Genomic DNA, 24,736 nt, shown 5'->3' on the forward strand with positions numbered 1-24,736 from the left:
TGAGACGCCCGCCGCCGCTCACAAGGCCCCCGCAGACCGCGGGTTCTCATGGTCAGTCGGTGTGCTGGGCTGCGCGGTCGACATCGCCGCGCCAGGCACCGGTCTCGGCGCCGTCGCGGTTTTCGATGAACGTCTTGAACCGGTCGAGGTCACCCTGAACCCGACGGTCGAGGATGCCGAGCTTGTCCGCGACGTTCTCCACGAACCCATCGGGGTCGAGGTCCATCTGCGCGGTGACCCGGGTGTGGGTGTCATCGATGCGGTGCACCGTGACCACGCCGGCGTGGGTCGGCCCGTCACCGGTGGAGGCCCAGGCGACCCGTTCGTCGGGGTGCTGCTCGGTGATGGTGGCGTCGAACTCCCGGGTCACGCCGGCGATGCTGATGCGCCAGTGGGTGTGGGTGTCGTCGAGCTGGTCGATCTGCTCGACGCCGTCCATGAAGCGGGGGAAGTCGGTGAACTGGGTCCACTGGTTGTAGACGGTGGTGACGTCGGCTTCGACGTCGACGGACTTGGTGATCGTGCTCAAGGATCGGTTCCTTCCGCGATCGGCGTGTGCCGCACCGGTCGTGCACGGCCACTCGGTGACTACCCGGCGCCGGATGATCACAAACCGATTCAGGATCGATGCAACCCCCCCGGCGAGCGTGGAAGCCGACGACGCGGCCACGGCAGTAGGTCGGCGGCCGTGGCCGGTGGTCGCTGCGCAGTACGTTGGCTTCCCCGGTGTGGACGGCGGCCGAGGCAAGCCGTGACCGGGTAGGGGCGCGGGGTTGCGGGGTGATGGTGGCCTGGCCGAGGCGATACGTGGGTGTGGAGACCACGAGCGACCCGGGAGTGAACCTTGCCAGGCCACCACCTGTCTCCGGCACGGGAGACAGGTCACGTCGGGGAACGCGACGCCCGCTGGTTACCCGGGTGCCGTATCGCTCAACCGGAATCCGAGGCTCATCTCCTTTTATCCGACCACGTCGCTCATCGATGCATGTTCGATGCAACGTGCGGGGCGTGGCTGGCTGGTCAGGGTCTGAGGGTGCGCACAAGCTCGTCCGCCTCGGCCACGGTGGCAGTGACGGAGATCAGGGAGTCGAGATGGGTGGTCTGCAGCGAGCGCAGGACCGCGTTGCCGGTGGCCACCAGCACGATCCGGCCGGCGGTGCGTTTGTGGGCGGCAATCAGCACCGACAGACCGGTGGAGGACAGGAACCCGACCGCGGTGAAGTCGATGATCATCCCGGCGGTGATGTCGGTGACCGCGCTCACGGCGTGGTCCAGCTGCGGTGCGGTGGCGAGGTCGACCTCACCGGCGACGCTGATCAGCGGAACGCCGCCGGCGGTGGCGGTCGTGGTGATGGTCAATGCGGGATCGGGCGGCATGAGGCAATCCTGACGGTGGCGAGGAGGCATGGTCACCTGATTCGGACAGCGAGTCCGGCCGGACGGGGTGAGGTGTCCCGGTCGGTGGGTGGGCGGTCACGGCCTCAGGACGCGTAGGCCAGGACCGTGATGGCGGGAGAAGTACTGGGTGCCGGGGGCCGGGAAGGTCATCGGGCCGCGCCGGTGCCCCCGCCTGCGACGGGGGCCGCTGGAGTGTGCAGGCGCGCCCAGGTGGGGGCCGGGCCGGTGCGTCCGCGGACACACCCGCGAGCCGGGCGGGCGGCGACAGCGCGGGGCGGGAGCCGGAACGGGCCGGGGTAGCGGAGGCCGCAGCGGGTGCAGTGGGCGTAGTACAGCAGAGCCAGCGGCCCAGGGGTGGTGGCCGCGAACACGGGCTCGGTGCTGCCGTCGTCGCGGGTAAGGGCGAGCGCCGGCCACGCCGGGTTGCAGGCGCACCCGGCGGCGATCGCGGCGGCGGTGGTGTCGGCGTCGGTCACGCGGCTCACTCCCCGGTGTCGTCGGTGCGGAAGCGGGGCTGCCGTCCGATCCGCCGGGCGACGGCGGCGACCTCGTCGACGGTGTAGGAGCTGCGGGTACCCGAAATCGACATCCCGGTCGCCTCGGCCAGCTGCTTGAGCTGGTAGGGTTGGGGCTTGATGAACTCCCGGCCGAAGGCGACCAGCATCCGCATCCGTTCTTCCGCGGCGCGCATTTCCTGCCGCGCGGTGTGAATCTCGGCCAGCAGCGGGTCCCAGTCGCCTTCCTCGTGCTCCTCGCGCATCCGCAGATCCCGCTCGTAGGTGTCCCGTTCACGGGCGACCTCGTGTGACCAGTCGGTGTAGACGTCCTCGTCACCCTCGGGCATCTCCTCCGCCCGGGGCAGCGGGTGCCGGATGTCGACCAGATCGTCGATCATGTCTCGTCTCGCCATGAGATTCACCCTGCGACGAACGTTTCAGTTTTCGCAACATGTGACGGTCAGAAACTTTCGTAGTGAACTTCGCTTTTACAGTGACCTCTCATAAACGGTCGTTTATGAGAACGTCCTGCCGCCATTGCGACATAGTGCCATCGGCATCGGTTTCACTACTCGCTATGCGTTGCGATGAGTGAAACGTATGGCGTAGTGTGAAACGCATGGCGAAGCGCGACATGATTGACGATCTGGTCGACATCCTCTATCCGTGGCCGGGCGCCGAGGACGTGCCCGACGGAGACGAAGACGCTCTCGACGCGTGGCGCAGCGAGGTGTCCGACGAGCGCGAGAAGTTCGAGGAGAACCTGCGGCTGAACGAGGAGCACGCCGAGGGGGACTACGACCCGCTGCTGGCGGAGATCAGCGCCGCGCGGCGGGAGATGCGCGCCGCCGAGGAGCGGATGCGGATGTTGCTCGCCTACGGGCGCGAGTTCATCAAGCCCCAGCCCTACCAGCTCAAGGATCTCGCCGGCGCGACCGGGATGTCGATCTCCGGCACCCGCAGCGCCTACACCGTCGAGGAAATCGCCGCCGTCGCCCGCCGGATCGGCCGCCAGCCGCGGTTCCGCGCCGAGGACACCAGCACCGACTGACCCCACTCCAGTACCACCAGACCGGAGGGACGTTCGATCATGGCGAAGAAGACCCGGAAGACCAGCGGACGCGCGGACAAGCTGCGGCGGCGGGCGGCCCGCGTCAGCAAGCAGCACGCGCGACCCGATCGGGGCCACGAGCATCACGGCCTGGTGCACGTCGGTCCGGTACCGGACGGGCTGGACCTGACCGGCTGGCACGTCATGGGGCCTGGCGACGACTTCGACGAGCTCGACGACGCGATGTTCGCCGGGCCGGACGACGCGCTGATGGACACGAGCCGCTGCCCGGCAGCCGACACGTGCGCCGGCTGCGGCTCCACCTCCGGCCTGCACGTGGTCATCTCCGCGTTCAGCAAGCCGGGCGGCTTCGACGTCGCCTGCGCCACCTTGTGCTCGGCCTGCGACAACGGCCGGTCTTTCGTGCACCGGCTCGGCCCGGCCGGGCTCGAGCACGCGTTCGCCCGGCACGCCGCCCACCAGGCGTGACCCCGCGTCGACCTGACCGGGAGCCGGGAAAGTACACAGCCCCGGCGGCATGACCGGCAGGTCAGGGGCACATCCGGGGCTATTCGCCACCAAGCTTAGCCGACCCGCGGGTCGGCCGCGGCCGATCAGCTCGCGGTGTCGTGATCGCGGCGCCAAGCGTCGAGGACGTCGCCGATGTGCTTGTGCCAGCTGTACTCGCACGCGGTCACGGTCACGCTGGTCTCGCCGCTGCGGTTGTGGTGCCACAGGACATCCACGACCTGGTAGGAGCGGTCCTCGATGTCGACCAGCTCCCCGGTGCGCGCCACCAACGGCGCCTTGATCTCGGCGTACTCGATCCCGCCGTCGTCGGTGTGCAAGGTGTAGTTAATCTCGATCACGGAGCGCCCTTCGTCGTCAGCTGGCCTTGTTCACCCTGGTCACGGCACCGTCGTCCGCGCAAGATCCTTCCGGGCGAACCAGGAGGACACCGACTTAGCAAAGCTGGGCTTTTTGTGGGCATCGTGCTTCACTCAACACATGCCCACAAAAAGCCCAGTAGAGGACGAGGTGATCGCCGCGATCGGGCGGCTGCTGCGCCGCGGCCTGCCGGTCACCCCGGCCAGCGCGGACACGGTCCTGCTCGACCTGCGCGGCATCGTGGCCCGGGCGGTCGACCCCGCCGACGAGGCCAGCCGCACCGCGGCGCTGGACGGCACCCTGCGCGGCCTGCTCGCGCGGTTCCCCGACACCCGCTACGCCCCGGCGGCCCGCGCGCTGTTCGGGCTGCCCCCGGCCGCGCCCGGCCAGAACCTGACCGTCCGCCGCGACCTCGCCGCCGAGCAGGCCGGGCACGAGGTGCACCACTTCCGCAAGCGGGTCGAGCCCCGGCTGATCGAGAAAGTCGCCTGGGAACTGCTGGCCGACGCCGAGCGGTTCACCCGTTCCCCGTTGATCGCGCCCCGGCTCGCGCCGGTCGCCGAGCGGCAGCCGGTCCAGGCCGACCCGTTCGCGTGGGAGGTCGCCGAGCATGAGGAACACCTGTCCCGGCTGTGGTCGGCGATCTACGCCGCCCGCGCAGAGCTGCTCGCGCTGGAACGGCTGATCAGCCTGGACGCCGACCGGATCGACATCGGCCACCAGGCCGTCACCGCGGCCTGGCGCTGGGCGGTCGCCCGCGCCGAGGCCATCGGCTACACCACCGCCTTCGCCCCCGACCTGGCGGTACGCGAGCTGGTCGCGCTGGCCGGTTGGACCCCCGCCCTGACCGACCCGCAGGTCTCCCGGCTGACCGAGGCCGCCGGCGGCGGCGCCAGCCGCGAGCAGTTCGTGCACGCCCTGCACGGCGAGACCGGGCTGGGCAACGCCTGGACCGAAGGCTTCCTCACCCGCACCACCCCATCCCCCGAGAAGAACGGACAGCATTCGTGACCAGCACCAACCCCGCCCTGGCCGCCGCGCTGGAGACCGCGGCGGCCGGAGAACCGCGCCGCTACGTCATCACCGGCGGCCCGTCCTCCGGGAAGGACGACCTGATCGCGGCGGTGCATGCCGCCGGAATCCCGTGCATGGCCCAAGAACCCGGCCGGGAGATCTACCGCCGTCACCGCGAACGCCTTGGGCGGCACCTGCTCAAGGAGGACCGGCGCGACTACTCCCTCGAGGTGCTGGACGCCTTCGTCGCCGAGTACACCGCCCACACCCACGGCATCCGGTTCTACAACCGCGGCATCCCCGACGGCTACGGCTGGGAAGGGTTCTTCGGCCTGAAGCCGACCACCGAGCTGGAGGACGCCACCGCCCGCTACCGCTACGACCAGGTCTTCGTGCTCGACCCGCTGGACACCTTCGAAGACCCCGACGACATCGTCTGGGCCCGTGAACGGGAGATCCGCCGGGTGCACGAGCTGATCGTGCAGGGCTACTACGACGCCGGCTACGAACCGGTGTTCGTCGAACCGAACTCCGCCACGGCGCGGCTGGACTTCATCTGCGCCAACCTGCGCCTGCCCAAACCCAGCCGAGGAGCGTGATGTCAGCCATGACATCCCCGTCCCGCACCGGCACGACCGCAACACCGGGCCTGCTGGTCTCCCCGAACAGCGTGCTGGCCAACGCGCTGCTGCGCTCGATCGACATCCTGCGCCCCCGCGTGCTGGCCGCACGCCCGACGCGGATCGAGTTCGTGGTCGGCACCCAGATCAACGGCGCCCCGCACCTCGGGACGAACCTGGTGCAGACCGCGGCGTTCCTGCTCGCCAAGATCGCCCGCCGCGAGTTCTCCATCGACACCGTCGTGCGCTTCGGCGCGCTGGACAACGCCCCGCACGACGTCATCCTCGACCCCGAAACCCACCACGCCTACCAGCAGACCTACGTCCACGCCCTGGGCAAGGACGGCATCGGCGAGCTGATCGAGCGCTACTACCGGGCGTTCTTCGACTCGCTTTCCGAGGCCACCGACACCGACTACGTGGTCGAGACCTACACCGACCAGCAGGCCAGCCCCGCCTTCCGCGCGGAGTTCCTGCGAACGCTGGAGCGGCTGGAGGACATCCGCTGGTGGATGGCCCCCTCCCACGGGGTCGTGCACGTGCGGGTGCCGTGCCCGGCGTGCGGGTGGGCGGAGAAACGCGGCGACCGCACCAAACTCGTGCACCTGGACGAAGACGGCGCCACCTTCACCGCGGTCTGCTTCGACCACGGCCCCTACGAAGCGCACATCGACCCCGCCGACGACACCCCGTACCTGGATCTGGCGACGCTGTACCGGAACCTGGTCAAAGAACGCGCGCTCGGCCGCGACGGCAGCACGCTGCACGTGATGATGAAGGGCGGCGACTGGACCTTCGGCTGCCAGCTCGTCGACGGGGCACTCGGCGCGCTGGGCACCCCGCCGGACCGGGTGCCGTCGCGGATCTTCACCCCGCAGGTGCTCGCCCCGACCGGGGCGAAGCTGTCCAAGTCGCTGCTGCGCGAACGCGGCGCCGACGCCCTCCCAGCCGACGTCGAGCCGTGGATGCTCGACACCACCGCCTGGCCCGGCAGCGTCGACGACTACGTCGACGCGCTGGTCTGGCTGGTCGGACAGCTGCTGACCGACCCGAAACACTTCTTCCGCTCGTTCACCGTCAAGGAACTCGGACGCCTGATGACCGCACGCCCCGACGAGACCGTCGTCCGCGCCCACGAGATGGGCATCTACAAGCGCTACTTCGACCTGATCGCCACCGGCCGCAAGACCACCGAGATCCGCGTCAACGACTCCAGCCGCCGCAAGATCAAAGTGGGGTCGCTGATCCGGTTCCGCTGCCAGGGCGATCAGGTCCTGACCCGGGTCACCGCGGTCAACCGGTACGCCAGCTTCGAGGAGATGTTCGACCACCAGGACGTCGCCTCGGTCAACCCGACCGCCACCCGCGAGGACCAGCTGGCCAACATCCGCCAGATCTACCCGCCCGAGCGCGAAGCCCTCGGCGTCGTCGCGATCGGCATCGAGCTGGTCGACCCGCCCCGGGCCGCCTGAGCCGCGGCGGGAAGGTCCCCGGCGCCACCGACATCCGGGGCGCCGGGGACACCCACCGCCTCGGACCTTGGTGCCCGGGGCGAGGAACATCCTCGCCTGATCAGCGCCTCAGCGGCGGTAACCGGCCCGTATCCCGGCCACCACGGCGGGGTACGGGCCGACGTGGTTGAGGGTGTACCAGCCGCAGGTCCAGCGCAGCAGCGCGATCCGGGACAGCCGCCATTCGTCGGCGGCGTCGATCAGCACCTCGCGGCAGAGGTCTTCCCGCAGCCGGACCAGCACCTCGTCCTCGGCCGCGGAGCTCATCGTTCCCCACCACAGGTCACGGGGCCAGGTCGAGGACGTCGGTGAGGATTGCCGCGGCGGCGACGCTGGTGCCGTTGCCGTTGTAGCCCCAGCCGAAGGTGTGGCCCTCGATGGTGCTGATCTGCGGGCGCAGCTGGCGCAGCACCGTCGCCGACGCCCGCTCCGTGGGCCCGCGCTCCGGGGTCTCCACCTCGATCTGGCGCGGCCCGTTCTCGGGCTCGTAGCCGTGGTACACCCAGTCCTCGTCGACGTCGCTCACGCCGGGGCGCCTTCCGCGATCAGGGCCGTCCCGCTGGCCGGCGGGGCGCCGGCCGGGTCGATGAGGGCGAGGGTGATGTCGTTGCCGGAGCGGCCGACAGTCCGCACCCGGTGGGCGAGCTGGGCGAGAAAGTCGCGGAAGCTGCGGCAGCCGTAATTGAGGGTGTCGAACGCCGGGTCCAGGGCGACCATCTTCGACTTCACCTGCGAGGCCGTCGGGGTGGCCGCGGTGATCTGCTCCATCGCCGTGACCAGCAGCGCCTCGGCATCAACCAGCCGGTGCTCGGGCGCAGCGGCCGGCGCCGCGGTCCTGGCCGGGCCGGTCTTGCGGCCGGTCTCGGGCGGCGGGTCGAGCCGGGCGACGATCGAGCCGAACAGCTTGTATTCCGAACACACCGACACCAGCCGGGCGCTGGCCGCGGTCTCCGCGCCGACCCCGATGACGTGCTTGCCGTGCTCGCGCAGCTTCGCCACCAGCGGGGAGAAGTCCGAATCCCCGGAGACCAGCACGAACGCGTCGACCCCGGGGTGGACCAGCAGGGTTTCCATCGCGTCGACGGCCATCCGGATGTCGGCGCCGTTCTTGCGGGCCGGGCCGTGCCCGAGCTGCACCAGGTCGATCCCGTTGCGCTCGAGCGCGGGCTGGTAGCGGCCGAATCGCGGGTCGGCCCAGTCGGCGTAGGCGCGGCGGATCGTGGTCGAGCCGTAGGCGCGGCACAGCCAGGTCAGCGCGTCCGCCGGGACCGGCTCGGCCCGGCCGGGCAGGCTCGCGACCGCGCCGAGCACGAGGTTCTCGAAGTCGACCAGCAGGGCGACCTGCTCGCCGCGGGCCCGGATCTCCGGCACGTACGGGTTGTAGCGGGCATGGGCGGCCTCGGCGGCGCGAACCATCCGCACCGCCTCGGACTCCACGGGGCCGCCGGGCGCGGTGCTGGTGTTGTCGCTGGTCATCAGGTCTCTTTCCACGGGGCGACGACCGATCGGGGATCAGGGGCGGGGAGGTTCTCGGCCGGTGTGTCGGCCAGGCCCAAGGCGAACAGGACATCCGGGTGGATCTCGACGCCGGCAACGCCGCCGTACTCGCTGTCCTCGTCGTCGGTGTTCTCGGCGGCCGGGGCGCCGGTGGGCACGGCGAGGCGGGCGCCGACCAGGTAGGCGGCGTTGAAGGACTTCGGCCGGTTGTGCGGCGCCTGCTCGGGATTCTCGGGGAACGGATGCAGGATCTTCTCCCGCACCAGCTCCAGCACCGCGACCGCGGTCTGGGGGTCCAGCGGGTAGTCGGCGCGGTGCTCGTGCTCGAACTGGGTGCGGACCAGCTCGGGGATCACCTGCGGACGCAGCATCAGCGTTAGCCGCTCGTCGGTGACCACCACGCGCAGCGCCGTGGGCGCCAGCTGCTCGCCGATCACGGCCAGCGCGGCGTCCAGCCGCGGCCGGCTCCAGCGCAGCAGCCCGAGCACGCGCAGGACGTGCAGGCTGTTGAAGGTGGCGATCAGCCCCAGCAGCAGCGAATCGTCCCCCAGCTCGGCCGGATCGCCGACCGCGTCCGGGACTCCGGGGTGGACGTGCGGGTCGTCGGTGACAACGAGGTCGTCGAGGGCGAGGTCGAGCAGCCGAGCGAGCCGCACCAGCATGGTCAGGCTGACCGAGCGGGCGTCGGGGTCGCGGCCCAGCTCGTAAAGGTCGGTGCCGATCACCGCGCGCAGCTGCCCGTCGACCAGTCCCAGCGCGGCCAGGCGGTGGCGGATCAGCGGCATGTTCAGCCCGGCCCGCACCGGCACCCGGTCGCTGCGCACGCTCACCGGTGCCCACCTCCGGGCGTGCTACCGGGGTGGTGCAGGTGGGTGCCGATCCACCAGGCCGTCGTGGCGGCCGTCCAGCACTGGCTCAGCCCCTCGTCGCTGACCGGCAGCGGGAGCCCGGCGGCCTCGGCGCTGGCGGTCAGGATCTCGCCGTCCTTGCCGATGCCCGGATAGAGCAGCTTGCGGTGCGGCGGGGTGCCGCGCAGCCGCAGGAAAGTCCGGGCCGCGGCCAGCAGCGGCCGGGCCGGGTCAGGCACGACGAACACCGCGGTGCGGATGCCGTCGCGCCCGCCGGGGCCGGGCACCGCGAACAGCCCGGCGTCCTCGGCCAGCGCCTCGATCGTGACCTGGGCCGCCAGGTCGGTCGGGTGGCAGCCGGTGAACAGGGCGGTGGCCAGCGCGGCGGCGTGGACCGGGCTGGCGATCCGGGCGCGGATGCGATCAGCGGACTCGTACCCGAACGGCACGGCGCCCAGGCCGGGCCCGCCGCGGCGGGTCAGGGTCGAAGGCAGCGCGAGCAGCAGCCCGTGCAGCATCGCCCCGGCCTGGGCGCCGCGCAGGAGGGCGATCGCGTAGCGGCGCGACATCGCGCCGGCGACCAGGCCGCCGAGGAACACCTGCAACCCGACCTCGTCGGCGAAGCGGCTGGGGAACTTGTGTGCGTCGCGGCCCCGCCCGACGCACAGCAGCCCGGCGGCCAGGGTGCGCAGTTCGTGCTCGGGGTAGCGCGACTCCAGCAGCGCCGCCCCGGCCGCCGCCGGGTCGGCGGCGACCGAGTCGGGGAACAGCCGCCGCAGGTAGTGGTCCAGCTCGCCCATCTCGTGCAGCACCCGGTTCTGCTCAGGGTGCCCGGACAGCCAGCGGCACGCCGCGGCCATCCCGCGCTGGTAGGCAGCGTCGACCTGGAGAAACTGCTGGATCGGCAGCTGCCGGAACGCCTCGGCGCGGAAGCTGGCGACGTCCCCGCCAGGCAGCGGCGGCAGATCCCAGCTCGGCGCGTCCGGTGCGCGGCCGTCCTCACCGCCGAGCCGGTCACCGGGTTCTCCGTCACCGCCGTCGACGAGGTCGTCGTCTTGACCGGGTGGCAGCGGGGCGGGAGCGGTGACCGCACAGATCTCGCCGACGTCGTCGGTCTCGCGGTAGGGCACCCCGGCCAGGTGCTCGCCCCACGGCGCGTGCAGTGCGGGCGCGTGCCAGACCATCACCAAAGCAATCCCGGTGCGCTCGCGCAGCTCGAGCAGCCGCGCCCATCCGGCGGCGGAGAGGGTGTGCGCGCGCAGCACCACGACCTGCGTGATCTCCTCCGCGCCCACCCAGGCGGCGACGGCCTGCCAGGCCGGGATCGCGCCGCTGATCTGCTCGGCCGACAGCCGGGTCACCGGCCGGCCCAGCGCGGCGAGCACGTCGTGGGCCAGCGTGTTCGGCGCCGCCGAGAACGGGGTCGGATGCACGGTGACCCGGCCCGCGGCCGGGCAGTGCCAGTCCAGCAGCGCCTTGGTGACCGCGACGTCGTCGCCGGGATCGGCCAGCACCGCCACCGGCGCCGGCGCGTCCGCGCGGACCTCGTCCTCCCAGTCGTCGAACCCGCGGGTGGCGGCCAGCGCGGCGGCGGCCAGCTCGGCGACCGGGCCGACCGGCGCGGCCACCCGTGGCGGCGGGGTCATCCGGCCCGCCCGGACAGCTTGGAGAACACCCAGCCCAGCACCTCGTGATCCACCGCCGCGCGGTCCAGACGAGTCAGCGCGCGGGCGGCGTGCGCGGTGATCTTCGCCCAGGCGCGGAAGTTGCCGTGCCCGGCGTGGGCGTCGGCGAAGCCGATCACCTCCGGGTCGGTGCCCGCCCAGATCTGGTGGTAGGCCGGGATCACCCGCAGCACCTGCTCGCGCGGCATCCGGCAGAACTCCTGCCACACGTACACCCGCGACGAGAGCATCGGCTCCCGGCGCAGCACCTGGTAGCAGTCCCCGCCGCCGACGAACACGATCGCGATGTCGGTCGCTCGGTCGTCCCAGAGGTGGCGCCAGTACTCGAAACACTCCCGCGAGAGCCACTGCGCCTCATCGCACACCAGCACCCGGAACCGCCCGCCCAGAACGTCTTTGAGCACCGCGTCGAACTCGATCGGCTTACTCGGCGGCTCCCCGCCGATCTGCAACGCGCGGAACAGCTCGTGGCGGATGTCGCGCGGAGTCGGGCGGGCCCGGAACTGCACCCGGCACACCATCCCGTCCGCGAGCTCGCGCAGCGACGCGTTGACCGACAACGTCTTCCCGAGCCCGGCGTCGCCATGCACGCACATCATCGCCTTCGCCGCCAGCACGTCGGCGAGGTTGTCGCGCACCGTCAGCAGCGCGTCGGTGGCCACGATGTGCGCCCCAGGCAGGCCGAGGTAGTGGTCGGCGCGGTCATCGGGGATCTCCAGGCCGGGGTTGCGCGCTCCGGTCACGCCGGCTCCTTCCCGCCGCTCGCGGCGCCGGCGCTTCCGGTGCTGGTGCTGGTCTCGGTGATCCGGTCCAGGTCGACCGGCAGGACCCAGCCCGCCGGCGGCGGGGACGGCGGCAGCAGGTCCGGGCGGGCCAGCCGCGCCAGCTCCTCCAGGCCGTGCTCGGCCAGCTCGGCGCCCGCCTCGGCCGCGGTGACCGCGTCCAGCCGCCGCGCCGGCGCCGGGGTGGTCGCCGCGGCATACCGGCCGCGGCGGGACTTCTCCGCCGCCGACAGGTCCGCGCGCAGCTGCCGGGCCTTGGCCGCGCGGGTGCGCCGCAGCGCCGCGATCTGCTCCGGGCTCGCCTGATCGGCCAGCGTCGCCGAGCCCAGGTGGGCGCCGGTGGCGGCGTCGAACACCTCGACCTCGTGCTCGTGGTGCGGCATGTAGCGCAGCCGCACCGCGGTGCCGACCTTCCCGACCATCCACTCCGCGACGTAGTGCCGCCCGCGGCCGCGCGCTACGCCCCGGCCGGTGATCTTGCGGGTCTTGCGGTCGTCTTCCAGCGTGAACATCCACAACGCGTCCGCGTCGACGTCTTCCACCGGCGACGGGTCGGCCAGCCACGACGCGGTCGGGGCCAGCCCGTCAAGCTCGTCCATCGGGTGCTCGGTGTTCCACCACGTCACCCAGGCCAGCACCTCGGCGGTGAACGCCTCGAACGTCAGCGCCGGCGCGTCCGGATCGGCCACCGCCCCCGAGGCCAGGGTCTGAGCGTGGGTGTAGCGGGGCAGCCCGGCGAACAACATCCGCTCCGCCGCGCCGTTGACCGTCTCCACGGTGCCTTTCAGGTGCGGGGTGTAGCCCGGCAGCGGCACCACCCGCACCGCGAACGCCCCCAGCGCCTCGGACACCGTGCGGGACAGGAAGTCCTTGCCCTGGTCGATCCGCACCAGCGCGGGCAGCCCGCCGACCGGGCCGTAGGGCTCGGTCCGCAGGATCGCCGCCCGCAGCGCGGCCAGGATGCTCTCCCTCGAGGGCGTACCCGGCGTCACCGCCGTCCCGGCGATCGCGTTGTGGCAGGCGTCGACGAACCACGTCACCCACGGCTTCACCAGCCGCCCGCCCACCTCGACCTCGACCGGGGCCTCCACGTGGTCGGTCTCCCACGCGGCGTTGCGGTAGGAGATCGGGCGCTGCAAGAACACGTCGAACTTCCGCCGCTCCCGCTCGCCGCGGCGCAGCCCCGCCCGCTCACCCGCGCTCAGGTCGCGGCGGATCGCCCGCTGCACCGTCTTCAAGGTCGGCACCGCCGGGCCGCCCGCGGGCCGCTCGGCCACCAGCTCGCGGTGCAGCGCCGCCGCGTTGCCCCGGTGATACGCCAGCCGCACCCGCAACCGGTCGTCGATCTCGAACTTGGCCCGCTCCGCCGGTTTCACCTGCGCACGCGCGTGGTTGACCCACCGCCACACCGTTCGTTCCGACACCCCGACCGCCGTCGCGGTCAGGCGGACATGCCCGCTGGTCAGCTCGCCCCGGGAATCCAGCAACGCCAGCCGACGCACCGCGGCCTCGCGCAACGCGCGCCCCGCCGCGTCGATGGCCACCAGCGCGAACCTCCCCGCCCCACGCCCGCGCGCGGGCCCGACGTCCTCGCTGAAGATCCAACACCGCAACACCGCCGAGCCGGTCCGGCGTCACCGCATCGAGTGACAGCACGTCGTCAAATCTGTCGGTGCCACCTGGCAAGCTAATCCGTCATGAGCAGCACGAACGTTGCCAGCGCGCCAGCTCGCTCACTGACACTCAGATGTCGTCTGGCTGCTGACATCCTGATGTCGCCTCACAGTTCGCCTTCGCCAGACGATCGTTTGTTGAACACGCCGGCAGGGTCGGCGGCCGGTTCCCCGTGCCCGGATGGTGTGACTTTCCGTATCCGCAGTGATGCGATGCGTGAGAATGGTGGCGTCCGGCATCCTCGGGAAGGGAAGTCCATGAGCATCACCGAAGAGCACGCCGCCGACATTCTCCGGGTCGCCCCACCGGTCGTGCTGGCACCCGGTCCGCGCACGACCGACCGTGTCCCGCCGCCGCCCTCCGACGTGTGGGAGCTGCCCTACGGCACCGCGTGGGTCTACCACGGCGAGGGCAATAGCGGGCTGACCCGCCCGGTGCTGCTGGCGGACGGCTTCAGCGTCGGCCCCAGCGACCTCTCCTTCACCTGGGAGCACCTGGAGCACGGCCCGTTCCCGCTGCTGAGCGAGCTGCGCCGGCGGGGCCGTGACGTCGTGCTGGTCGGCTACCACGAGCGCAGCGCGTCGATCCTGCAGAACGCCGAGATGGTGATCGCCGCGGTCGCCGAGGCGATCGCTCGCCGGCTCGGCGACCACCCGCTGGCCGTGGGCGGGTTCAGCATGGGCGGCCTGGTCACCCGCTACGCCCTGGCCAAGCTGGAGTCCGAGGGCATCGAGCACGAGGCGCAGCTCTACTTCTCCTGGGACAGCCCGCACACCGGAGCCTGGATCCCGATCGCCCTCCAGGCGTTCGCGCACTACACCCGCAAGCTCGACCCGCGCTTCTCCGACCAGATCAACAGCCCCGCCTCCCGGGAGCTGCTCTGGCAGCACGTCGAGGGCTGGGAGGACAAGCCCGCCACCAGCCAGGAGCGCCTGGCGTTCCTGCGGGCGCTGGAGGAGGTCGGCAACTGGCCACGGGACCGGGCGCTCCGGCTGATCGCCCTGGCCAACGGCACCGGCGACGGCCAGGGCAACGGCGTCGCGCCCGGCGTGAAGGCCCTCACCGGCAAGGGCCTGGCGGTGACCGGCACCGAGCTGTACACCCAGGCCGAAGGCGAGGACCAGCTCGTGGCCAAGCTCCGGGTGGTCACCGCGCCCACCCGCGAGGTCCGCACCGGCGGGCTGCCCGACATCGACGGCGCGCCCGGCGGCACCCTGCACGGCTTCGGCATCCTCGCCGACACGCTCAACGAGATCCCGCCCTTCGTCGTCGACAACCCGGTCCGCGAGCACTGCTTCGTCCCGACCGTCAGCGCCATCGCCCTGCGCGAACCGGCCACCCACGACGACCTGTACACCCCGATCAGCGAGCAGGACCTGGAGGAGACGCCCTTCCACGCCATCAAACTCGCCTCGCAGAACGACACCCACACCCTGATCACCGAAGAACTGTCCACCTGGTTCCTCGACCAACTCCCGTAGAGGTCTTCCACCCGTTCCGGTTCGCGGGCTCTCCCGCGAACCGGAACGCCCATCCTCCGATCCACCACCGGCCTCGACGGCACCGCGCGGGCCGGCCGGGTCAGAAGAGGGTGTCGCGGGACTCACAGCGGCCGGTAGCCGGTGGGCCCGAGCTGGGCGAGTTCGCCCTCGACGTCGACCTCGATCGCGCCGAAGAAGTTGATGTTCTCGCTGTGCGCCGGGCAGATGTGCGCCAGGACCTCGTCGTCGACCTGCCGGCCGGCCGCGCGCATCTGCTCGACGGCCAGGCCGTAGTACTCGGTGGTCCAGGTGATCACCGCGTTGGTCACCAGCGTCAGGCACCACGCCTGCTCGGCCTGGGTCTCCAGGTGCCGGGCCCGGATCATGCCCTCGTGGGCGTAGAGCAAGTCGCGGCGCAGCGCGTGCAGCGACTCGCCCTTGTTCAGCTGCCGGGAGATCTTGCGCCGGTAGACCTGGTCGGCGAGGTAGCGGGCCGCGTAGACGGTCCGGCGCAGGGCGCCGTACTCCTTGAGCGCGGCGGCCAGCGCGTTCTGCCGGCCCGACGCCGAGAGCTTGCCGACCAGCAGGGACGCGGTGGCGTGGCCGAACGTCAGCGACCCGGCCAACCGGAGCAGGTCGTCCCAGTGCTCGGCGATCAGGTCGGTGTTGAGCCGGCGGGTCAGCAGCGGTCCGGTGTGCGGGAAGGACTTCTCCACCTCCGCACGCGGGCCCGCCCGGTACAAGGTGATCTTGCCCAGGTCCCGGATCCGCGGCGACAGCTGCATGCCGAGCAAGTCGAACAGCCCGAAGTTGACCAGGCTGACGCCGTGGGTGTCCGTGGCGTGCTCGGAGATCGGGGCGTCGGTGGCGTTGCCGAGGATCTCGTCAAGAACGTAGTGGGCCTCGCGTTTGGTGGCCACGATGACCTTGGTGCCGTAGGTGGTGTGCTGGTCGGTGACGTGGGTATAGGTCGACAGGCCCTCGTGCGCGAAGTACCGGGACATCGCGCGGGCGGTCACCGACTTGCCCCGGGTCGGGAACCGCTGGCCGTCGGAGGAGGACAGGGTGCCGGCGCCGAACACGCGCGTGAGCGGCAGGCCCTGGTGGTAGCCGGTGATCGCCAGGTTCGCCGCCCGCAGCGTCTCCTCCCGCACGTACCACTCGGATGTCCAGGCCAGAGTGTCGTAGGAGATCCCGCAGGCGTCGGCCATCCTCGTCAGGCCGAGGTTGGTGGAGTGCGCAAGCAGCACCGCCAGCAGGTTGCGCTTCAACTCGGGGCTGCGGGCCTGCTTGCCGCCGGCGTGGGTGAAGCAGTCCAGGTAGCCGGTGCGCTGGTCCAGCTCGATCAGCAGCGAGATCATCGGGGCGAAGGGCAGCATGGTCGTGAGCTCGGCCTTCAGGGCGGTGGCCTCGGCCGGGATGTCCTCGGCGGTCAGCGGCGAGATCACCAGCTCGCCGTCGGCGTCCAGGCGCACCGGTCCGTCGCCGGCGGTCACGACCTCCTCCAGGCCGCCCAGCGCGTCATCGAGTTCCTGCCGGACGCCGGCCAGCGCCCGGTCCGGGTCGGTGGGTTTGCCGACCAGCTGGCAGAACTCGGTGCGCTGCAACGACCACTTATCCGGGGTGAGCAGGTAGGCGGCCGGGTCGGCGTAGCGGCGCGAGCCGGGCACGTGCACGTCGCCGCTGCGCAGCCCGTCGCGCAGGCACAGCAGCACGCAGAGCTCCCAGTAGTGCCGGTAGGCGCTGGAGTTTCCCGATTTGCGGGCGGTCTCCAGGTAGCCGCGCCAGCGCGCGGGCACGAACCCGTCCGGCGCGTCGGCGGGAACCCGACGGGCCCCGGTGGCGTTCAGGGCACGCAGGATGTCCACCGCCGCGAGCAGGTCGGCCGCGGCGGTGCCGCCGGCGAAGTCGACGGCGGCGAGCACGTGCGGGGTGAACTGCCGCAGATAGCCGTAGGAGCCGTCCAGCGCGGCGAGATGCCCGTGGTCTCGGGGCAGTCGGGGCATGGCCTGGGCCAGCGCTGCCCGGATCCGGGTCCACCCGATCCGCTGCCCGCGAATCAGGCCGCCGACCTGCTCGTCGCTGATCTGCGGGTCGGAGACGATGGCCAGCAGATCGTCGAGCAGGGCCTGGCGGTCCTCGCCGGACTTGCCGCGCTCGGCGAGCTCGTCGCGCAGCCGCCGCGCGGCCTTGCTCTCCCGCGCCGAGACGGCCTGGTCGAACAGTTGCACCACCTCGTCGAGCACGTCGGTGGCCGACTGGGCCAGCAGCGTGAGCAGGCTCGGATAGCGGCGCTCGAGCTCGCGGCGGGCCAGTGCCTGCCCGGTCAGCCGGCGGCCGACGGTGGCCAGGAACCGGCGCCGCTCGGCCGGCAGCACCGATAAGTCCAGGGTGTGCGCGCCCAGGCTGCGCAGGTGTTCCAGCTTGTCGACCTCGGCGCGGACCCCGGCCGGCGAGGCCTCCACCGGGCCGGTCGCGATCCACCGCAACCGGGTCATCCCGATCTGCGGGTCGACCTCCAGCAGTGCGTCCAGTCCCGTGCAGCGGACGTCGGTCAGCTCGGGGGCCAGCCGCTGGTAGGTCTCCCGCTGCGCTTGCTCACGGGCGTGCGCGACGCGTTCGACGACGATGACCGGCCCGGGCCGGATCACCTTCGCCGAGACCAGGTACTCGCACGCCAGCCGGAACAGCAGGGACGGCGAGTCGTGCTCCATCGCCCGTGCCAGCAGGAACTCGTCGAGCTCTTTGAGCTCCGTCGAGCCCGGCGGCCGCCACCCCAGATAAGCCGCGACCAGGCGCAGGTGGTCGGTGCGGGTCTTCGCCCGGCGGCCGTAGAGCTTGAGCGCGGCGGGGGCAAGGTCGAGTTGCTCGGCCAGTCGGGCGACTGCGATGGGCGGCGCGGTGGTCATGGAGTCCGGGACGAAACCCAGCCACGGCAGGGTGCACAGCGTCATCGCCAGCCCGAGCCGGTCGGCGGCGCCGCGGCCTCGGCCGGGATCGACGAAGGCGCGGTCGGCGCTGGTGAGGGTGAAGTGCCGGAACAGCTCGTCCCGTCCGATCTCGGGGAACTCCCGAAGGCGTTCCAGCTCCTCGTCGGCGAACACCCGCGTGGCCAACCGCAACCTCCAGCCCCAGGGAAGATCAGCAGGCTACTGGAGCAGAGGCGGGCCGCTCGCGATCACGGTGCCCGCTGTCGACGTCGTCATCTCCCGAAGCAGGCTACGGCGCCGCGAGGCCGTTCCGGCAGTCGAGTTCTCGCAGGTCAGGGGTATATCCGCCCGAAATTCCGCGAATGCTACGCCGACCCCCGTAAGACAACACGTGGCAGAATGAGTGTTGTGGGCAGACGACCGGTTCCCCGTGAGGTGGTTACGCGACGCCTCGCGCCCTCGATCGTGGCGGCGTTGGTCGCGATTGCCGCGGCAGCTGCTGGCTTCCACGAGATGCCCAACCTTTTCCAGGTGGTCAGCACGGTTTTGGTTGCACTATTGGCCGCTTTGACGGCAGCGAGCTTCAAAAAAACTCAACCTCACCTCCCGCACTTTTCACTACATAGCACGATCTTCAGCCGAATGGCCTAACCGGCGGCCCCTCGCATTGCTGTGCCAGGTCGATCATGTCGCCGACCCGGTACGGCGGCGGTCGGTCTCGGCCTAGTACCGCGCGTCGGTGACGCCTTGTCGCGTCCAGGCGCACGGAGCATTCGTCGCCGGCTGATCCAGGACAGTGATGTCGTTCTGGCTTCGCCCGGTCCTGTGGCCGCTGACCCTACGCTGGGTTGGCGGCCACAGGACTCATGTGAGCTGTTAGGCGGGACGATCGGATAGGGCTCGTGTCCACTCGGTTCGGTCGCCGAGTTTATGGTTGTCGCGGCTGTAGTGGGTCGTCGCGAGCTGCGGGTCCTGCGGTCGAGGCGTGATGTGGTCCAGGCGGGGGAGTGTGTCGGTGATGAGCTGGCGGCCGTGGGCGATGGCCCGCCACCAGACGTCGCGGACATCGTCGATGTCGGGCCAGATGGAGAACAACGCCTCGGCAAGGATCGGTCCGGAGTCGACGCCCGTGTCGATGACGTGGAGGGTGATCCCGGCCAAGTTGTCGCTGTTGCGGAGGGCCCAGTTGACGGGCCGGACCCCGCGGTAGTGCGGCAGCCGGCCGGGATGGCAGTTGACGATCAGTGGAGTGGCGTCGATCAGCCCGGGGCCGATGATCTTGTCGTAGAGGACGCTGAGGACGAGGTCGCACAGTCCTGGTTCGAGGTCGCGCCAGTCGCCGGACTCAACGATGCGGACCTCGGGCCATCGGGTGACGACGGTGTCGGTGAGGCTGATGTCCCAGCTCGGCTCCGGCGTGGTCGGGACAACGGTGTCGAGCACGAGGTCCGGCATGGCCGCGATGGTCTCGCAGGTGTGCACGGCGAGCGTGCCCTTCCCCAGCACGGCAACGCGCCGCGTCACCGTCGCACCTCCGGCAACCCGGTCAGCACGGCGGCTGTGTCACACGCAGCGGTCTCGGCGGCGACAGCGGCGGTGAGCTCTGCGGTGACGAGGGCGACGTCGTCCTCGGTGAGGTCGGGGTGGAAGGGCAGGCTGAGGATCTCGGCGGCGACGGCCTCGGTCGCGGGCAGCGCGCAGGACCAGCGGGCGAAGCCCGGCTGCAAATGGTTGGGCGGGTAGTGCACCCCTGCCTGAATACCCGCGGCGTGCAGGCGGGCGTGCACGGCGTCGCGCACCCTCGCGGCGATGCGCACGACACAGTTGAACGGCACGGTGTTGGCTACGTCGAGGTCGACCACGACAACGTCCGGGATGTCGATCGTGGCGGCTGCGTAGCGGCGCCAGAGGTGCTTGCGACGGGCCGCGACCTTGTCGAAGTTGGTGAGCTGAACGCGTCCGATCGCGGCGTGCAGCGTCGAGAGGTGATACCGAAAACCCGGGACGCTGACCTGGTAGGAGACGGTGCGGACCCGCTCCTCCCACACGGCGGTCATGCCCAGCAACCGGGCCCGGCGCAGCCGGCCGGCTTCGGCCGGGTCGCGGGGGACGATGGCGCCGCCGTCGCCGCAGGTGAGGGCTTTGATGGCGTCGAAGCTGAAGCAGGTCAGGTCATCGGTGGCGCCGACGAAGCGGTCGCCGTTGACAGAGCCGAAGGCGTGCGCGGCGTCCTCGACGACGGCGATCTCGCGGTCGGCGAGCTGGTCGCGGATGGGGCTGAGGTCGACGGCGCGACCGCCGTAGAGCACCGGCATGACGGCGCGGGTCGCCGAGGTGAGCGCGGCCCGGATGTGCTCGGCGGTCACGCACAGGGTGCGGGGATCGACCTCGACGAACCGGGGGCGGGCGCCGGTGGCGAGGATCGCCTGGATGCAGGCGCAGAAGGTCAGCGACGGCACGATGACCTCGTCGGCCGGCCCGACGTCGGCGGCCAGGAGCGCCAGGTGCAGGGCCGCGGTGCCGGTGGCGACCGTGACGACGTCGTCGACACCGAGGTAGGCGGCGAGTTCGAGTTCGAAGGCGTCGGTCTCCGGTCCGTGCCCGTACTGCCCGGCCTGTAAGGCGCGGCCGATCGCAGCTAGTTCGGGGCCGTGCAGGAACGGGCGGGCGTTGGCGGCCGGCCCGCTGGGGCTGGTTACGGTGCTCACGCGGACACCCCATCGAGTTCGGCGGTCGCGGCGAGCCGTTCCGGGTGTCGCCGGTACCAGGCGATGGTGTCGGCGAGTCCGGGGTCCAGCTCGTAGGTGGGTGTGAAGCCGAGGGCGGCGATCTTGTCCCAGGCCATGCTGTAGCGGATGTCGTTGGCGGGGCGGTCCTGGACGTAGGTGATCGCGTCGGCGCCGCGGCCGGTGGCTTCGAGCAGGAGCTCGGTCAGCTCGATGGTGGTCAGGTCGGTGCCGCCGCCGATGTTGTAGGTCTCGCCCGGCACGCCGGCGCGCAGCACGTGCTCGATGGCCCGGCAGTTGTCCTCGACGTGCAGCCAGTTGCGGATGTGCCGCCCGCAGCCGTGGACGGTCACCTGCTGGCCGGACAGCAGCAGCCCGAGGAAACGCGGGATCAGCTTCTCGGGGTGCTGGCGCGGTCCGTAGTTGTTCGAGCTGCGGGTGATGCACACCGGGACACCGCAGGAGACGAAGTAGGAGCTGGCGAGCAGGTCGCTGCAGGCTTTGCTCGCTGCGTACGGCACCGTGGGCCGCAGCGGCGCGGTCTCGGCGGCGGCGCCGGTCGACAGGGGACCGTAGACTTCGTCGGTGGACACGTGGACCACCTTGGCCACGCCGGCGCGCATCGCCACGTCCAGCAGCGCCTGGGTGCCCATGACGTTCGTGCGGACCGACTGTCCGACGTCGATCAGGGAGCGGTCGACGTGGGATTCGGCGGCCAGGTGCACGACCCAGTCGTGGCCGGGCAGCACGGCGGAGACGGTGTCGTGGTCGCGGATGTCGCCGTGGATGAGGCGGACCTTGCCCGAGGATTCGGCATCGGTGAGGTTGCGGCGGTCGCCGGCGTAGGTCAGCGCGTCCAGGACGGTGACCTGCGCGATATCGTCGCAGGTGATGAGCAGGTCGACCAGGTGCGAGCCGATGAATCCGGCGCCGCCGGTGACGAAAACGGTGTGCATCGTGATCCTTTCGGTGGAATCGGACGACGAGAAGCGGGCGGGGTTAGCCGCGGTGCCGGGCGGAGCAGGCGGCGTAGCTGGGCAGGGTGCGGGCCTGGTGGGCTTCGAACAGCCCCGGCGCGGCGGCGTCGCGTGCCGATCTCCGCGGGATGATGGCAGGGGGCCAGGTGATCACGAGGTCAGGGTCGAGGGCGTTGACGGTGCGTTCGCAGGTGTCCTGATGTGGACGGGACAGCAGGTACAGCAGCGTCGCGGTGTCGGAGAGGGCCAGGAAGGCGTGTCCTAGTCCGGGTGCGAGGTAGAGCGCTGTCCGGTTCTCGTGGTCGAGGCGCTCGGCGTGCCAGCGGCCGAAGGTCGGGGAGCCGACCCGTACGTCGACAACGACGTCGAGCACTGCGCCAGCGGTGCAGGTGACGTACTTCGCCGGACCGGTTTCCGCTGTCACACGGATGCCGCGCAGCACGCCGTGGTGTGAGACCGAGCAGGTCGCCTGCTGCACCGCCAGATCGATGCCGGTCGCCGCCGCGAAGTGCCTGCCGTGGAACGGCTCGTGCAGGCTTCCACGGTCGTCGACGAAGGCTGCGGGAGTGACCTTCCACGCTCCGGGAATCGGTAGCGGCTCGATGCGGGATTCCATTCCGTTTCCTCCCCGAATCGGTGTCCTCGCGACAACTCGAATCTAGGAATGAAGAGGCAGGTGAGGGGGTTCTGTGCCACCTCGGCACGGTTGTGCCGAACCGGCACAGTACCCTTGATTGGGTCACAGACCCGCTACCCTGGGTTAGTCCTCGTTTCCGGCGGTGGGAGGGCGCCTGATGCTCCCAGCCATGTCCTCGGCCCTGCTCGACGCGATCGCGCGCCGCGACTACCCCGCAGTCCTTCAGCACGCCCGACAGCGAGCCGAGTGGAGCCAGACCGAGCTCGCCCGGCGCCTCAGGTTTCACCCGAGCGTGATTTCGAGAATGGAGGCGCGCCGCCGCCGGATGGAGAACGTGGTGACGCTGCGGCGGCTGGCTGAGGCCCTACAGCTTCCTGAATCAGCGTTCGGACTGGAGGGCCACGAGGGCGTGGCGACCGGGCGTATCGACCCGGGCTCTTCTAGGGTGGGCAGCAAGCCCGCCCTGGAGGAGGACGACGTGCGCCGACGCAGCTTTTTGAAGGCCGGTGGCGTGGCCGTCGGTGCCGCTGTTACCGGCGCCTTGGCCGCGGAGGCCGCGACGGCGACGTCCGCGGCACTGCCGGATCCGGCCGTCGTGCTCACCGCCCAGCTATCCGACGTCCTCATCGGCGCACGCGCCTCCAACGGTTCGGGCCTGCCGACGGCCGGGCTGACCCGCGCGCTCGCGGCTGCACGCGCATCGTTCGGCAAGTCCGACTTTCTGGCGCTCGCCAATCAGCTTCCGGCGCTGGTCCGGACCGCGGAGGCTGTCCAGGATGCCGGAGCCACGGCCCAGGCATACACCCTGGTCACCCGCGCGTTGGTCAAGCTTCGCCCGGCGGGGCTGGAGTGGATCAGCGCCGATCGCGCCGTGCGGGCCGCGGAAGCAGCAGGTCAGCCGCTCATTCTGGCCGAAGCGGAGCGCATGCTTTCAGGGGTGTGCCGCCGCGCCGGTGACCACGACCGGGCCGGCACCCTCGTTGTCCAGGCAGCGGAGCGACTGACGCTCGATGGCCGGGACCCGCGCCATCTCCTGCTGCACGCCAGCCTGCTGTGCACCGGCGGATACTCCGCAGCCCGAGCGGGTGACGGCGCCCGAGCCCGAGACCTGCTGACGGAGGCCGCGGCGACCGCGAACCGCCTCGACGGCGCCGAGGCTGCCCGGGCCCGGGCAAACCTGCTGAGCCATCGCGTCTCGGTGGAGCAGCTGCTGGGTGAGCCGGGGGCTGCGCTGCAGCACGCGCGTACAGCCTGGGGGGTGCGGTTCCCTGACGTCGAGCGGGAGGGGCGCTACTTGGTCGACTTGGCCGCGGTCCAGCTGCAGCTCGGTCAACCCGGACCGGCGTACAGCACGTTGCTGGCCGCCGAACGCCGCGCGCCAGGCGAGGTAAACACGCGGGCAGCCGTCCGCACCATCATCGATGCGCTGCTGGACCAGAATCGAGCAGCTGTGCCGGGAATCCGCGATCTTGCCGCCCGGGTCCACGTACTGGCCTGACCGCAAAGCCTTCGGCTACGCCGAGGTCCCCGGTTGACCCCGGTGAGGCATCGACCAATCGCCGCCGTGGCGGGGTCCCGCCGGCGCGGCGTAGCCTGCCTGCGAGCCCGCCGGCGTGTGCGGGCTTGCAGGTTCAGCACTCGCCACGTGAGTATCTTCACCGGATGTCCGACGGCCAGCACACGGTCGTCGGCTTGCACGTGGCGCTGGCGCCGCACGCCGGCGACCGGCTGCGCGGGGACTGCCCGTTCTGAGGGTCGCCGACGCCAGCGTTCATCGTTCGGCTGGCGCACGGCACCTTCCACTGTCTGGGCTGCGGCGTGGGCGGGGACGCCGCCAGGTTCGCCGCGACGATCGACCGCTGAGGCTCCGGCGTAACGGTGCGGTAGCGGCGGACACGACCGGGTGAACTCATCGGCGAAGCCCGCCGGCGGCCGGTTTCTGTCGGAGGTGGCTGCTGAGCGGTCATGCAGATCGATGACCTTGTCGGCGCGACGCCGACGCTGACCAACGCCACCGGCGATATCGGCTCCCACGTAGAGACGAAGTTGGCGGTGCACATGCGGCAAGCCGGGTTATCCCAGGTCACGGTAGTAATCAACCACCGGCCCTGTGTGCGACACGAAGTCGCATGCGTGAAGTGGTTATGTCGAGTTGGAGGTCGGCTTTGTCGGTGACATGGTCCGGATTCTGTGTCCGTTTGAATCCGTCCCCGCTTTCGGCGTGCGTTGCTGGCAACGGCAGGGTGCGAAGCTCGAATGGAAGCCGAAGGGTTCCTGTTCCATCCAGGAGCTACGGGGCGACGGCAAGACCGGACGGGTGAGTGTAGTGAACCCTCAGAGACGCCGCGTTATGTTGGAACCTCGCCGATGGGAAGCGGCAGCGGGGTACAGGCTGGTCGCTGAGAAGCTGAACGACGGGGGCTCGAGTTAGGTCATCGCAGGTGCTGGCGAGCAGGTCTTGTCGGTTGTGAGCCCTCTCCTGTCGCGTTTGACCTGCGAAACCTGAGCTGATCGCTGGCT

The 24,736-nt window shown here is 71.0% G+C and carries 26 protein-coding genes; 9 read left to right on the forward strand and 17 right to left on the reverse strand.

Annotated elements, in window-relative coordinates:
- Nucleotides 1–52 precede the first annotated feature (52 nt).
- From ACLJPY_RS36025 to ACLJPY_RS36040, 4 genes are all read right to left on the reverse strand, one after another.
- A complete protein-coding gene (locus tag ACLJPY_RS36025; RefSeq protein WP_410595467.1) occupies nucleotides 53–529 on the reverse strand; it encodes an SRPBCC family protein in 477 nt (158 codons plus the stop codon).
- 491 nt (nucleotides 530–1,020) lie between these two features.
- Nucleotides 1,021–1,377: an STAS domain-containing protein gene (locus ACLJPY_RS36030; RefSeq protein ID WP_410595468.1), complete on the reverse strand. Its 357-nt coding sequence runs from the start codon at nucleotides 1,375–1,377 to the stop codon at nucleotides 1,021–1,023.
- A gap of 167 nt (nucleotides 1,378–1,544) precedes the next feature.
- On the reverse strand, nucleotides 1,545–1,874 hold the full coding sequence (locus ACLJPY_RS36035; protein WP_410595469.1) for a hypothetical protein: 330 nt from the start codon (nucleotides 1,872–1,874) through the stop codon (nucleotides 1,545–1,547).
- 5 nt (nucleotides 1,875–1,879) lie between these two features.
- Nucleotides 1,880–2,308: a hypothetical protein gene (locus ACLJPY_RS36040; protein ID WP_410595470.1), complete on the reverse strand. Its 429-nt coding sequence runs from the start codon at nucleotides 2,306–2,308 to the stop codon at nucleotides 1,880–1,882.
- 206 nt (nucleotides 2,309–2,514) lie between these two features.
- Between ACLJPY_RS36040 and ACLJPY_RS36045 the strand changes: the two genes are divergently transcribed.
- Together ACLJPY_RS36045 and ACLJPY_RS36050 are read left to right on the forward strand one after the other, a co-directional pair.
- Nucleotides 2,515–2,946, forward strand: a complete 432-nt coding sequence (locus ACLJPY_RS36045; protein ID WP_410595471.1) for a hypothetical protein — start codon at nucleotides 2,515–2,517, stop codon at nucleotides 2,944–2,946.
- A gap of 39 nt (nucleotides 2,947–2,985) precedes the next feature.
- Nucleotides 2,986–3,435, forward strand: coding sequence for a hypothetical protein (locus tag ACLJPY_RS36050; protein ID WP_410595472.1), 450 nt, complete (start codon nucleotides 2,986–2,988; stop codon nucleotides 3,433–3,435).
- A 125-nt stretch (nucleotides 3,436–3,560) separates the two neighbouring features.
- On the opposite strand, the gene ACLJPY_RS36055 is transcribed toward ACLJPY_RS36050, so the two are convergent.
- Nucleotides 3,561–3,815: a hypothetical protein gene (locus ACLJPY_RS36055; protein ID WP_410595473.1), complete on the reverse strand. Its 255-nt coding sequence runs from the start codon at nucleotides 3,813–3,815 to the stop codon at nucleotides 3,561–3,563.
- A gap of 139 nt (nucleotides 3,816–3,954) precedes the next feature.
- Here ACLJPY_RS36055 and ACLJPY_RS36060 point away from each other — a divergent pair, with 139 nt between their 5' ends.
- Genes ACLJPY_RS36060 through ACLJPY_RS36070 form a run of 3 tightly spaced genes read left to right on the forward strand, consistent with a single transcriptional unit; the run spans nucleotide 3,955 to nucleotide 6,940 of the window.
- Nucleotides 3,955–4,845, forward strand: coding sequence for a hypothetical protein (locus ACLJPY_RS36060; protein ID WP_410595474.1), 891 nt, complete (start codon nucleotides 3,955–3,957; stop codon nucleotides 4,843–4,845).
- The gene (locus ACLJPY_RS36065) at nucleotides 4,842–5,447 is read left to right on the forward strand and encodes an AAA family ATPase (RefSeq protein WP_410595475.1); all 606 of its coding nucleotides are present in this window, start codon (nucleotides 4,842–4,844) and stop codon (nucleotides 5,445–5,447) included. The genes ACLJPY_RS36060 and ACLJPY_RS36065 overlap by 4 nt, the downstream gene beginning before the upstream one ends.
- Before the next feature lie 8 nt (nucleotides 5,448–5,455).
- Complete coding sequence (locus ACLJPY_RS36070; protein WP_410595476.1) at nucleotides 5,456–6,940, forward strand: ASCH domain-containing protein; 1,485 nt, start codon at nucleotides 5,456–5,458, stop codon at nucleotides 6,938–6,940.
- Nucleotides 6,941–7,048: 108 nt separating this feature from the next.
- Here ACLJPY_RS36070 and ACLJPY_RS36075 read toward each other — a convergent pair whose 3' ends face one another.
- The 7 genes from ACLJPY_RS36075 to ACLJPY_RS36105 are packed head-to-tail and all read right to left on the reverse strand — an operon-like array spanning nucleotide 7,049 to nucleotide 13,293.
- A complete protein-coding gene (locus tag ACLJPY_RS36075) occupies nucleotides 7,049–7,246 on the reverse strand; it encodes a hypothetical protein (RefSeq protein WP_410595477.1) in 198 nt (65 codons plus the stop codon).
- A 16-nt stretch (nucleotides 7,247–7,262) separates the two neighbouring features.
- Entirely contained in the window at nucleotides 7,263–7,505 is a 243-nt protein-coding gene (locus tag ACLJPY_RS36080; RefSeq protein WP_410595478.1) for a hypothetical protein, read from the reverse strand.
- Complete coding sequence (locus tag ACLJPY_RS36085) at nucleotides 7,502–8,455, reverse strand: NYN domain-containing protein (protein ID WP_410595479.1); 954 nt, start codon at nucleotides 8,453–8,455, stop codon at nucleotides 7,502–7,504. Before ACLJPY_RS36085 ends, ACLJPY_RS36080 begins: the two co-directional genes overlap by 4 nt.
- A complete protein-coding gene (locus ACLJPY_RS36090; RefSeq protein ID WP_410595480.1) occupies nucleotides 8,455–9,306 on the reverse strand; it encodes a hypothetical protein in 852 nt (283 codons plus the stop codon). Before ACLJPY_RS36090 ends, ACLJPY_RS36085 begins: the two co-directional genes overlap by 1 nt.
- On the reverse strand, nucleotides 9,303–10,970 hold the full coding sequence (locus ACLJPY_RS36095) for a hypothetical protein (RefSeq protein WP_410595481.1): 1,668 nt from the start codon (nucleotides 10,968–10,970) through the stop codon (nucleotides 9,303–9,305). Before ACLJPY_RS36095 ends, ACLJPY_RS36090 begins: the two co-directional genes overlap by 4 nt.
- A complete protein-coding gene (locus ACLJPY_RS36100; RefSeq protein WP_410595482.1) occupies nucleotides 10,967–11,752 on the reverse strand; it encodes an AAA family ATPase in 786 nt (261 codons plus the stop codon). Before ACLJPY_RS36100 ends, ACLJPY_RS36095 begins: the two co-directional genes overlap by 4 nt.
- The gene (locus tag ACLJPY_RS36105) at nucleotides 11,749–13,293 is read right to left on the reverse strand and encodes a Mu transposase C-terminal domain-containing protein (RefSeq protein ID WP_410595648.1); all 1,545 of its coding nucleotides are present in this window, start codon (nucleotides 13,291–13,293) and stop codon (nucleotides 11,749–11,751) included. The genes ACLJPY_RS36100 and ACLJPY_RS36105 overlap by 4 nt, the downstream gene beginning before the upstream one ends.
- A 429-nt stretch (nucleotides 13,294–13,722) precedes the next feature.
- Between ACLJPY_RS36105 and ACLJPY_RS36110 the strand changes: the two genes are divergently transcribed.
- Nucleotides 13,723–14,946: a thioesterase domain-containing protein gene (locus ACLJPY_RS36110; RefSeq protein ID WP_410595483.1), complete on the forward strand. Its 1,224-nt coding sequence runs from the start codon at nucleotides 13,723–13,725 to the stop codon at nucleotides 14,944–14,946.
- Nucleotides 14,947–15,068: 122 nt separating this feature from the next.
- Here ACLJPY_RS36110 and ACLJPY_RS36115 read toward each other — a convergent pair whose 3' ends face one another.
- The 5 genes from ACLJPY_RS36115 to ACLJPY_RS36135 form a co-directional block, all read right to left on the reverse strand.
- Nucleotides 15,069–18,062, reverse strand: coding sequence for a Tn3 family transposase (locus ACLJPY_RS36115; protein ID WP_410595484.1), 2,994 nt, complete (start codon nucleotides 18,060–18,062; stop codon nucleotides 15,069–15,071).
- 690 nt (nucleotides 18,063–18,752) lie between these two features.
- Nucleotides 18,753–19,400 (reverse strand): formyltransferase family protein, encoded by a 648-nt coding sequence (locus ACLJPY_RS36120; protein ID WP_410595485.1) that lies wholly within the window; start codon nucleotides 19,398–19,400, stop codon nucleotides 18,753–18,755.
- Nucleotides 19,397–20,584, reverse strand: coding sequence for a DegT/DnrJ/EryC1/StrS family aminotransferase (locus ACLJPY_RS36125; RefSeq protein WP_410595486.1), 1,188 nt, complete (start codon nucleotides 20,582–20,584; stop codon nucleotides 19,397–19,399). Before ACLJPY_RS36125 ends, ACLJPY_RS36120 begins: the two co-directional genes overlap by 4 nt.
- The gene (locus ACLJPY_RS36130) at nucleotides 20,581–21,558 is read right to left on the reverse strand and encodes a dTDP-glucose 4,6-dehydratase (protein ID WP_410595487.1); all 978 of its coding nucleotides are present in this window, start codon (nucleotides 21,556–21,558) and stop codon (nucleotides 20,581–20,583) included. Before ACLJPY_RS36130 ends, ACLJPY_RS36125 begins: the two co-directional genes overlap by 4 nt.
- 43 nt (nucleotides 21,559–21,601) lie before the next feature.
- Nucleotides 21,602–22,195, reverse strand: a complete 594-nt coding sequence (locus ACLJPY_RS36135; RefSeq protein WP_410595488.1) for a dTDP-4-dehydrorhamnose 3,5-epimerase family protein — start codon at nucleotides 22,193–22,195, stop codon at nucleotides 21,602–21,604.
- Nucleotides 22,196–22,385: 190 nt separating this feature from the next.
- Here ACLJPY_RS36135 and ACLJPY_RS36140 point away from each other — a divergent pair, with 190 nt between their 5' ends.
- The 3 genes from ACLJPY_RS36140 (at nucleotide 22,386) to ACLJPY_RS36150 (ending at nucleotide 24,391) form a co-directional block, all read left to right on the forward strand.
- Nucleotides 22,386–23,714, forward strand: coding sequence for a helix-turn-helix domain-containing protein (locus tag ACLJPY_RS36140; RefSeq protein WP_410595489.1), 1,329 nt, complete (start codon nucleotides 22,386–22,388; stop codon nucleotides 23,712–23,714).
- Between the two features lie 275 nt (nucleotides 23,715–23,989).
- The gene (locus tag ACLJPY_RS36145) at nucleotides 23,990–24,079 is read left to right on the forward strand and encodes a hypothetical protein (protein ID WP_410595649.1); all 90 of its coding nucleotides are present in this window, start codon (nucleotides 23,990–23,992) and stop codon (nucleotides 24,077–24,079) included.
- A 102-nt stretch (nucleotides 24,080–24,181) separates the two neighbouring features.
- A complete protein-coding gene (locus ACLJPY_RS36150) occupies nucleotides 24,182–24,391 on the forward strand; it encodes a DddA-like double-stranded DNA deaminase toxin (protein ID WP_410595490.1) in 210 nt (69 codons plus the stop codon).
- The last annotated feature ends 345 nt before the right edge of the window (nucleotides 24,392–24,736 follow it).

Origin of the sequence: Amycolatopsis sp. lyj-23 (assembly GCF_046549135.1) — a bacterium.
Lineage (GTDB): Bacteria > Actinomycetota > Actinomycetes > Mycobacteriales > Pseudonocardiaceae > Amycolatopsis.